Origin of the sequence: Sphingobium xenophagum NBRC 107872 (assembly GCF_000367345.1) — a bacterium.
GTDB classification, from domain to species: domain Bacteria; phylum Pseudomonadota; class Alphaproteobacteria; order Sphingomonadales; family Sphingomonadaceae; genus Sphingobium; species Sphingobium xenophagum.
This window is the reverse complement of sequence record NZ_BARE01000090.1, coordinates 1-7,228: the sequence shown is the minus strand read 5'-3', so window position 1 is coordinate 7,228 and position 7,228 is coordinate 1. Positions and strand designations below refer to the sequence as shown.

Genomic DNA, 7,228 nt, shown 5'->3' with positions numbered 1-7,228 from the left:
ATGGCGCTGACCGCCTGCGGGCGGTCAGTGCGCTAGAGGCAACGTCACCGGCTGGCGGACGGTCGCTAAGTGGGCGGGAGAGCCTCGCTCGCGGTCATGCTGCGGTCGAAGGCCTCGACATGGCGGCGCGCGAGATCACGCTTGGCGATGTTGTGCCAGTAATGATCGTCATGCCCTTCATAGTTGCCGCGACCGTCGAGCCGGATCGTGTCACCATATTGCTCGATCCGCTGACCGTCATAGGTGAGCAGCACCTCGCCCTGGGTCGTGCTGAAGCGCTTGCGCTCGATAACCAGCTTGGCGGGATCATAAGGCGGCGGCTGGCGCAGATAGTCGGGACGCTGGCGGTTCGCAGCGATCGCTGCGCAGAGGCGTTCAACGTGATGCGCGTCGTTCGAGACGATGATGAAGACATGGGATCGGTCGAAGAAGTTGCCGAAGAAGCTGACGGCATTCTCGACCCCTTCGAGCCATTCGCCGCGCAGGTTGCGGGCATCCCGTTCGACGAAATCGCCATATTTTTCGAACAGGCGGTTGAGCGGATGATCGTTCAGCATCTCGATCAGCGCGTCGATCGCGGCTTCGACGGTCTCGGAGCGCAGATGGCCGTTGCTCAGGACGATGGTCGTCATGGTCGTTCCTCTCGAGTTTGGAGTTGATCGAGCGGGGACAGCCGCCGCGCCCGGTGGTATGTCGGCCTCGGCAGGCTTGTGGCGCGGTCCGGCGATTATCGTCTGCGGCGGAGCGCCACGACTGTAGCGGTCGAGGGACAGGCCGTCAGTTGGGCTCGTCGAGCCAGTTCTCGATTCTAAGGGCGCGGATGCGCGAGAACTCGCCGTAGTTGGCGGTCACAAGGACCGCGTCCAAGGCATAGGCATGAGCCGCGATGAACAGGTCGTTCGGGCCGATCGGCTTGCCCGCGGCCTCGAGCTCGGCGCGAATTCCGCCATATTCGGTGTCGGCCGGAACATCGAGGGCGAGAACCTGGATGCTGTCGAGGATCGCTTCGATCTGGGCCAGGAGGCGCGGCGATCCCTTCTTGGCGCAGCCGTAGCGGAGTTCGGCGGCCACGATGATGCTGACGCAGATGCCGTCAGGGCCGACCTCGGCGATCCGGTTCGCGATGGCCCCGTGCGGATTGCGCGCAAGCTCGGACACGATGTTGGTGTCGAGCATGTAGAGCGTGCTCAAAGGTCTATGGCCTTTGCCGGCAGCAGCGTATCGTCGACGTCCGGGAACTCGTCATCAGGTCCGAGCGGGTCGAGGCTCGCCAGGACTTCGAGAATATTCCGCCGGCGGATCGGCTCGAGAATGAGCCGCTCGCCGTCACGGTGGATCATGACGCTCGTTCCTGGAAGCTCGAAGTCGGCCGGGATACGCACGGCCTGGCTCTTGTTGTTGCGGAACAGTTTGGCTTCCCGCGAGGCTATCGGTTCGGATCGTGCCATGCCGTCCTCCTTGGATATACATAGACATATACATTGCGGTCGGCCATTTCAATGGCGGACAACAACAGGGGTTCCGGCCCTGGCGTCTCACACCGCGAGATAGCAGTCATGGGCGAGCAGGCGCGGCTCTCGCGAGCCGGCCCAGATCGGACGGGGCAGATCGTCGCCCATGGCAAAGCGCCAGCGGGTGAGGCCGTTGGCGGCCTCCAGTACGAATCCGTCCTCGGTCGCGTTGAAGCGCTCTATGGTCGCCTTCTCGTCGCCGAAGTCGGGGATGTCGGCTATGCGTTCATGGCCGGCATAGCGATGCTCCCACGGCGTGAATTCCGCGATCTGGTCGGGATGCACGCCAAGGATGCGCTGGTCGATGGCAGCCCGGAGCGACCGGAAATCCTCGGCCGGAGTGATCTCCTCGCGCGTCAGCCAGATCCACCCGTCAGACCCGGTGAGCGGCAGAACGATCCATGAGCCGCGATTGCATTGCCAGCCCGAGAGGCCGACGCCCCCTTGCCCATAGCTGCCGAGGTGGCTCGAATAGTCGGTGAGCATGCGGCCTTCCGGCCAGTCCGGCGGCATGGGACCGATGACGCTGTTGCCCCTGACGGCGCTGAACGAACCCCGGTCCCATATGCCGTCTCGGTTGAGGACCCGGCGCTTGGTTCTGCCGGTGCGAGGAAGGTCGAGCACGCGGCGTGCCTTCTCGAGCGGATCCTCGCCCTGACGGACGGTGACGGCGAGGCGGAGGGTGAGCGCTCCCGAGGCAGGGCTGGCGCTCTCCTCACAATCGAGCGCGAAAACAGCTTCGTGCTGGACCGGAGACTGGCTGCCTTCCGGCACGATCGTTCGCGCGGCGGCCCAGTCGATGCGCCGACGCTCGTACCAGCTTTGGGAAAGAAGCCAGCTGCGCGCACGGCGCGCATCCTCGGCCTCGGCTTTGGCGAGGATCCAGTCGGGGACGGGCGCCGTGAAGACGACGTCATAGGTCGGCATGGCGAGATACTCCGGCTTGAGGGTGTGAGCGCCGCGCTTGATGGCGGCGGTCCGGCGCGTTCAGGCGAGCGGCGCCGGCAGGGCCAGCCATTCCGGCTGGTCGCTTGCGATCGGCAGATCGGTGTTCGAGGCTTCGGCCTCGGAGAAGACGGTCGCGGTTTCGAGCGAGCCGAAGCCCGCCTTGCTGTTCCAGAAGAGCAGGCCTTCCTCGCGATCCCGCGTGGCGATGACGAGGCCGTGCTCGGCCTCGCCGGGACGGCGGGTCAGCGCCTTTTCGAGGCCTCGGGCCGAGCCGCCGAATTCGATGTCGTCCTCGCGGATCACGACGAAGCCGCCGCCGAACTCACCCGGACGCATGCGATCACAATCGAGGGCATATTCGAAGCCGAAGGGAAGCGCGGAGCGTGCCGTGGCCTGGATCAGCGCCGCCGTCGCCTCGATGTCGACCTGCTCGCCGTGGATCCAGACGCCGACCGTGTCCCCGGTATCGGGAGGATCGACCTGCAGGGTGAAGCCGAGGCGGGGATAATCGGGATCGGGGAATATCTCGAGAAAGCCCGAGAACGGGTCGGCATCGGCCGGCGGAAAGCAGGCCGCGAAAGCCGGGCCCAACGCGGAGAACCGCGCGGTGCGCCCATCCGGTTCGAGCGAAGCATCGTCGAGGGCCTCGATGGCATCGTCGATCAGGCGGAGGACCTCAGCCTCGGCGGGCGTGACGGCGAGCGTGAAGCTCGCCTTGGTGAAGTGGTTGGCCATGCTGACTCCTTGGGGAGAGGGATGCGGCGCAAGCCGCGTCCCCGGCCTCGGAGACAGGCCCGGCCCCCTTCCCCTGCCCTGCTCCCCTTTGCATGCGCGGAGCGCGGACCGCAGCAGACGCGCGGAGGATTCCGCGGCCTTGGTCAGAGACGTTCGGAAGGTGCGGGCGGCGTTACCGCCCTATTGGCAAGTCTAGGCCGTGCGCTTGCGGCGGCGGGGAGGCCCGGCATGGTCGGCGGACACTTCGAGGTCCACCGCGAGCTGGGTGAGCGTACGCTGCGCGCCCAACCGCTGCAGCCCGTCCATACGACCGTCGAGCTTGAGCGTCTTGATCCGCGATCGAACGAGCGAAGCGGCGACGCGCAGCGTGTGGGGATCGAGCTCGGTCATGGGACTCGATCATAGCGCGGAAGGCGCGTCGAGGCGAGCGCTCAGCCCTCGTCTGGAAAGTCGCGCCAACGGCGAACCAGCTCGATCATCTCGGCCTTGCGGCCGAAGGCATCGGGATAGATCGCGCCTTCATGCTGGCCGAGAAAGCCGATGATGATTGTCATGTGGGTCGCGATCGTCGCGTCGACGCCGAACAGATCTGCGATAGGGAAATGACCGCAATCATCGCCATTCCACCAGGCAAGCAGGAAGTTCGCGACCCGCCGCGCCTGGCCGGTGTCGGATCGAGCGATCTCGATCAGCCGGTCGAGGGCATGGCGCGCGGCGGCGTCGCTGAAGGGTCCCTTGTCCACGGGATCAGCCTATAGCAGCGAGATGCTCACGGGAACCGGGAACCGGAGCGCCAAACTCGGGATCGACACCCGGCGAGCCCGCCGGATTGCCGCGCAGGATCCACGGCATCGGCTGGATGAGACGCGCCCAGTCGGCAAACGACGGTATCCGCCCAAGATCTTCGGTGACATGCTGTTCTCCGACGAGCCGGACCGGGATGTCCCGGCCGTCGCTGTTGCGGATCGTCACGCCGAAGATCGTCTCGAGGAGAAAAATGCCTTCGGCATGATGCCTCAAGGCGCGGTGGCGCGGATCGGCGATGATCTTCTTGGACTCGTCGAACCACTGGTGAAGCGGCAGATAGTCCTCGGCATTACCGCCCCACCGGCGGACCGAGCTCAGCGCATGATAATGGCAATGCGACATCGCTAGAGCTCCGTCTCGCTGGTGTCATAGTCGATGAAGCGGGTGTTGTGCGTCAGTGTCACCGAGCCGGAAGCGACATCGATGCCGATGATGCCGTGGGCCCCTTCGCCGTTTTCCCAACCGCAATGATGGGTGCAGACCGCATTCTCGGCGAAAGCGCTCAGAGCATCTTCAAGGTCGACCGTCCGCGTGGTGACAGAGCCATTATATTCGAGCGCGAAATGGTCGCACAGGATGGTCGGTAGCTCTGCGCTGGCGTCGTCGCGATAGGCGAAGACATCGCCCACGCTGCCTTCGTCGCCGCCGCCGTCATAGTGGATGTCAACGCGCGCGATGCCGTGTTCGCGCAGCAATGGAAGGAAGGCGGCCTTGCAGCGCGCCTCGACGTCTTGGACAGCGGTAAGACCGGTCTCGATCTCCGCGACGATCGCGGCCTCGGTGACCGGCTGGTCGGAAGTGGGTTGCTGGATCATGCGTCGATCTCCTGGATCAGGATCTTCGCGGCCTCGGCGCTGGCCGGATAGGCGGCGGCGAGGTTGCGGTGAAGGGCTTCGAAGTCCGGGATGGCGAAGCGTCCGTCGGCATTGGGCCGGGTCGCCAGAAGCGCGCCGGTGACGATGTCGTCGATCCGGTCGCGATCGACTGTCGGGGCGCTGCCGTCTTCATAACGGACCGGTGGCGCGAACCCGGCCTCGACCCAGCTTTCGAGGCCGTCCTGCGCGGCCTCGGTATAGGCGGTAACCGCGGGATTACGCCGATAGGCAAGCGCATCGACCTTGAGGCCAAGCGAATAATAGACGCCGAAGTCGTGCCGGTTGGTGACCGACACGAGCGTGCAGCCATCGGGCGGCGGGCCGAAACGGGCAATGATGGCGGCGCGGTAGGCGGCGACTTCAAGCCGGTTCAGCCGCTCGAAGTCGGGCGTGTGCCCAAGCTGCGCGCAGTCCTCGTTGGCGGGGGCGCCGCCGAGGTCGATGATGTCGGACATGATTGTCTCCCGTCACGATTGGACAGGAGCCACGCTCCCCCTCCTCTCTACGGCCGCAGGCCGGTCGGCCGGGATTGAAGCTGACAGGAAAGGGGCACGGCGTTAGACAGGGTGGCCGTCCCGACAAATCTGTTCAGAGGCTTCGCTTTTGGAAACCATCACGCTCGTCCTGACATTGCTGTTCGCCGTGGTGCTGAGTGGAATCCTGGCTCGCCTCTTGCCGTTTTCGGTTCCGCGTCCCCTCGTCCAGATCGCTCTGGGTGCCGCGATCGGTCTCGTCGCCGACTGGCGGGTGACGCTCGATCCGGACATCTTCTTCCTGCTCTTCCTGCCGCCGCTGCTGTTCCTCGATGGGTGGCGGATACCGCCCGACGATATGTTCAAGGATGGCGTCACGATCCTTGAGCTGGCCCTTGGCCTGGTCGTGTTCACCGTCGTCGGCATGGGTTTCCTCATCCACTGGATGATCCCGGCTATGCCGCTCGCAGTGGCTTTCGCGCTCGCGGCGGTGGTTTCCCCCACCGACCCGATCGCCGTGTCCGCGATCGCGCAGCGCACGCCGATCCCCAAGCGGATGATGCATATCCTGGAGGGGGAATCGCTGCTCAACGACGCGTCGGGCCTTGTCTGCCTGCGCTTTGCGGTGGCGGCCGCCCTGACGGGCAGCTTCTCGCTGGGGGCCGCGGCGCTCAATTTCCTGTGGGTCGCGATTGGCGGCATCGTCGTCGGCGCGGGCCTCACCTGGCTCGTTGGGCGGGCAAAGGAACTGGTCGCGCGGCGTCTCGGCGAGGAAAGCAGCTCGCAGATCCTGATCAGCCTGCTGATTCCGTTCGGCGCCTATCTCGTAGCCGAGCATCTCCATTGCTCGGGCATCCTGGCGGCGGTCGCGGCCGGCGTGATGATGGGGTTCATCGAGACACGGGGCAAGGCGCTGGCCGTAACCCGCATCCGACGCACGACGGTCTGGGATCTCATTCAGTTCACGGCCAACGGCATCATCTTCGTGCTGCTTGGCGAGCAGCTTCCCACGATATTGGCCGGCGCTGCCGACAGCGTCAGGCTGACCGGCCATCATGGAGCCTGGTGGCTGGCCGTCTATATCGTCGCGATCAATGTCGCACTGGCGGCGCTGCGTTTCGTCTGGGTCTGGTTCTCGCTGCGCCTGACGTCTTTCCGCCGCGCGGAAGATAGCCCGAGGCCGAACTGGCGGTTGGTGGGGGCGATGTCTTTCGCGGGCGTCCGTGGGGCCATCACGCTCGCGGGCGTACTCACGCTCCCGCTCGCCATGGCCGACGGGACGGCGTTCCCGGGTCGCGATCTCGCCATTCTCCTGGCAATGGGCGTCATCATCCTGTCGCTGATCGCGGCATCGATCGGACTGCCGTTGATGATGCGGGGGCTGGAGATGCCGGCGGAGCCATCGCGCGATGCGGAGATCGAAGAAGCCCGGAGAGCGGCCGCCGAAGCCGCGATCGCCGAGATCGAGCGCACTCAGCACCAGCTTGCCGAGGGGCGAAAGGATGCCGACGCCTATGTGAACGTCGCTTCCAGGTTGATGGACCTCTATCGCGAACGGATCGACAATCGCTCGAGCCTGCCCGAGGCGATGGCTTTTCTGCGGCGCGATGAGCGCATCGAGCGCGATCTTCGCCTTGCCGCGCTGAAGGCGGAACGCGGGGAAATTTTCCGCCGGGTTCGTCAGAGCGAATTGGGGAGCGAGGCGGCGCGCAAGCTGGTGCGGGAGCTCGACCTGCAGGAGGCCCGTCTGGCAGGGTGATGCCAACGACAGCCGGCAGGCACGGCGCGGCCGCGAGCTTTGGTTTCGGGACAAGGAAAAAGCCCCCGCTTGGGTGAAGCGGGGGCTGGGAGAGTTCGAACTGCCGTTTGCGTCAGCTCG

Annotated in this window: 11 protein-coding genes; 1 reads left to right on the top strand and 10 read right to left on the bottom strand. The window is 65.5% G+C overall.

Annotated elements, in window-relative coordinates; translation table 11 throughout:
- Positions 1-65: 65 nt before the first annotated feature.
- From SX1_RS21495 to SX1_RS21450, 10 genes are all read right to left on the bottom strand, one after another.
- Positions 66-632: a hypothetical protein gene (locus tag SX1_RS21495; protein ID WP_019054759.1), complete on the bottom strand. Its 567-nt coding sequence runs from the start codon at positions 630-632 to the stop codon at positions 66-68.
- 145 nt (positions 633-777) lie between these two features.
- Complete coding sequence (locus tag SX1_RS21490; protein ID WP_019054758.1) at positions 778-1,176, bottom strand: type II toxin-antitoxin system VapC family toxin; 399 nt, start codon at positions 1,174-1,176, stop codon at positions 778-780.
- Between the two features lie 11 nt (positions 1,177-1,187).
- The gene (locus SX1_RS21485; protein ID WP_019054757.1) at positions 1,188-1,448 is read right to left on the bottom strand and encodes an antitoxin; all 261 of its coding nucleotides are present in this window, start codon (positions 1,446-1,448) and stop codon (positions 1,188-1,190) included.
- Positions 1,449-1,535: 87 nt separating this feature from the next.
- A complete protein-coding gene (locus SX1_RS21480; RefSeq protein WP_019054756.1) occupies positions 1,536-2,438 on the bottom strand; it encodes a hypothetical protein in 903 nt (300 codons plus the stop codon).
- Between the two features lie 60 nt (positions 2,439-2,498).
- Positions 2,499-3,194: a hypothetical protein gene (locus tag SX1_RS21475; protein WP_019054755.1), complete on the bottom strand. Its 696-nt coding sequence runs from the start codon at positions 3,192-3,194 to the stop codon at positions 2,499-2,501.
- 192 nt (positions 3,195-3,386) lie between these two features.
- Positions 3,387-3,584 carry a hypothetical protein gene (locus SX1_RS21470; protein WP_019054754.1) on the bottom strand — a complete coding sequence of 66 codons (198 nt, stop codon included), beginning with the start codon at positions 3,582-3,584 and terminating at the stop codon, positions 3,387-3,389.
- 41 nt (positions 3,585-3,625) lie between these two features.
- Positions 3,626-3,937 carry a DUF7673 family protein gene (locus SX1_RS21465; protein WP_019054753.1) on the bottom strand — a complete coding sequence of 104 codons (312 nt, stop codon included), beginning with the start codon at positions 3,935-3,937 and terminating at the stop codon, positions 3,626-3,628.
- 4 nt (positions 3,938-3,941) lie between these two features.
- Positions 3,942-4,343 (bottom strand): DUF6915 family protein, encoded by a 402-nt coding sequence (locus SX1_RS21460; protein ID WP_019054752.1) that lies wholly within the window; start codon positions 4,341-4,343, stop codon positions 3,942-3,944.
- A gap of 2 nt (positions 4,344-4,345) precedes the next feature.
- Positions 4,346-4,816: a DUF6878 family protein gene (locus tag SX1_RS21455; RefSeq protein WP_019054751.1), complete on the bottom strand. Its 471-nt coding sequence runs from the start codon at positions 4,814-4,816 to the stop codon at positions 4,346-4,348.
- On the bottom strand, positions 4,813-5,331 hold the full coding sequence (locus tag SX1_RS21450; RefSeq protein ID WP_019054750.1) for a hypothetical protein: 519 nt from the start codon (positions 5,329-5,331) through the stop codon (positions 4,813-4,815). Before SX1_RS21450 ends, SX1_RS21455 begins: the two co-directional genes overlap by 4 nt.
- 148 nt (positions 5,332-5,479) lie before the next feature.
- Between SX1_RS21450 and SX1_RS21445 the strand changes: the two genes are divergently transcribed.
- Positions 5,480-7,108, top strand: coding sequence for a Na+/H+ antiporter (locus SX1_RS21445; protein WP_019054749.1), 1,629 nt, complete (start codon positions 5,480-5,482; stop codon positions 7,106-7,108).
- Positions 7,109-7,228: the final 120 nt, after the last annotated feature.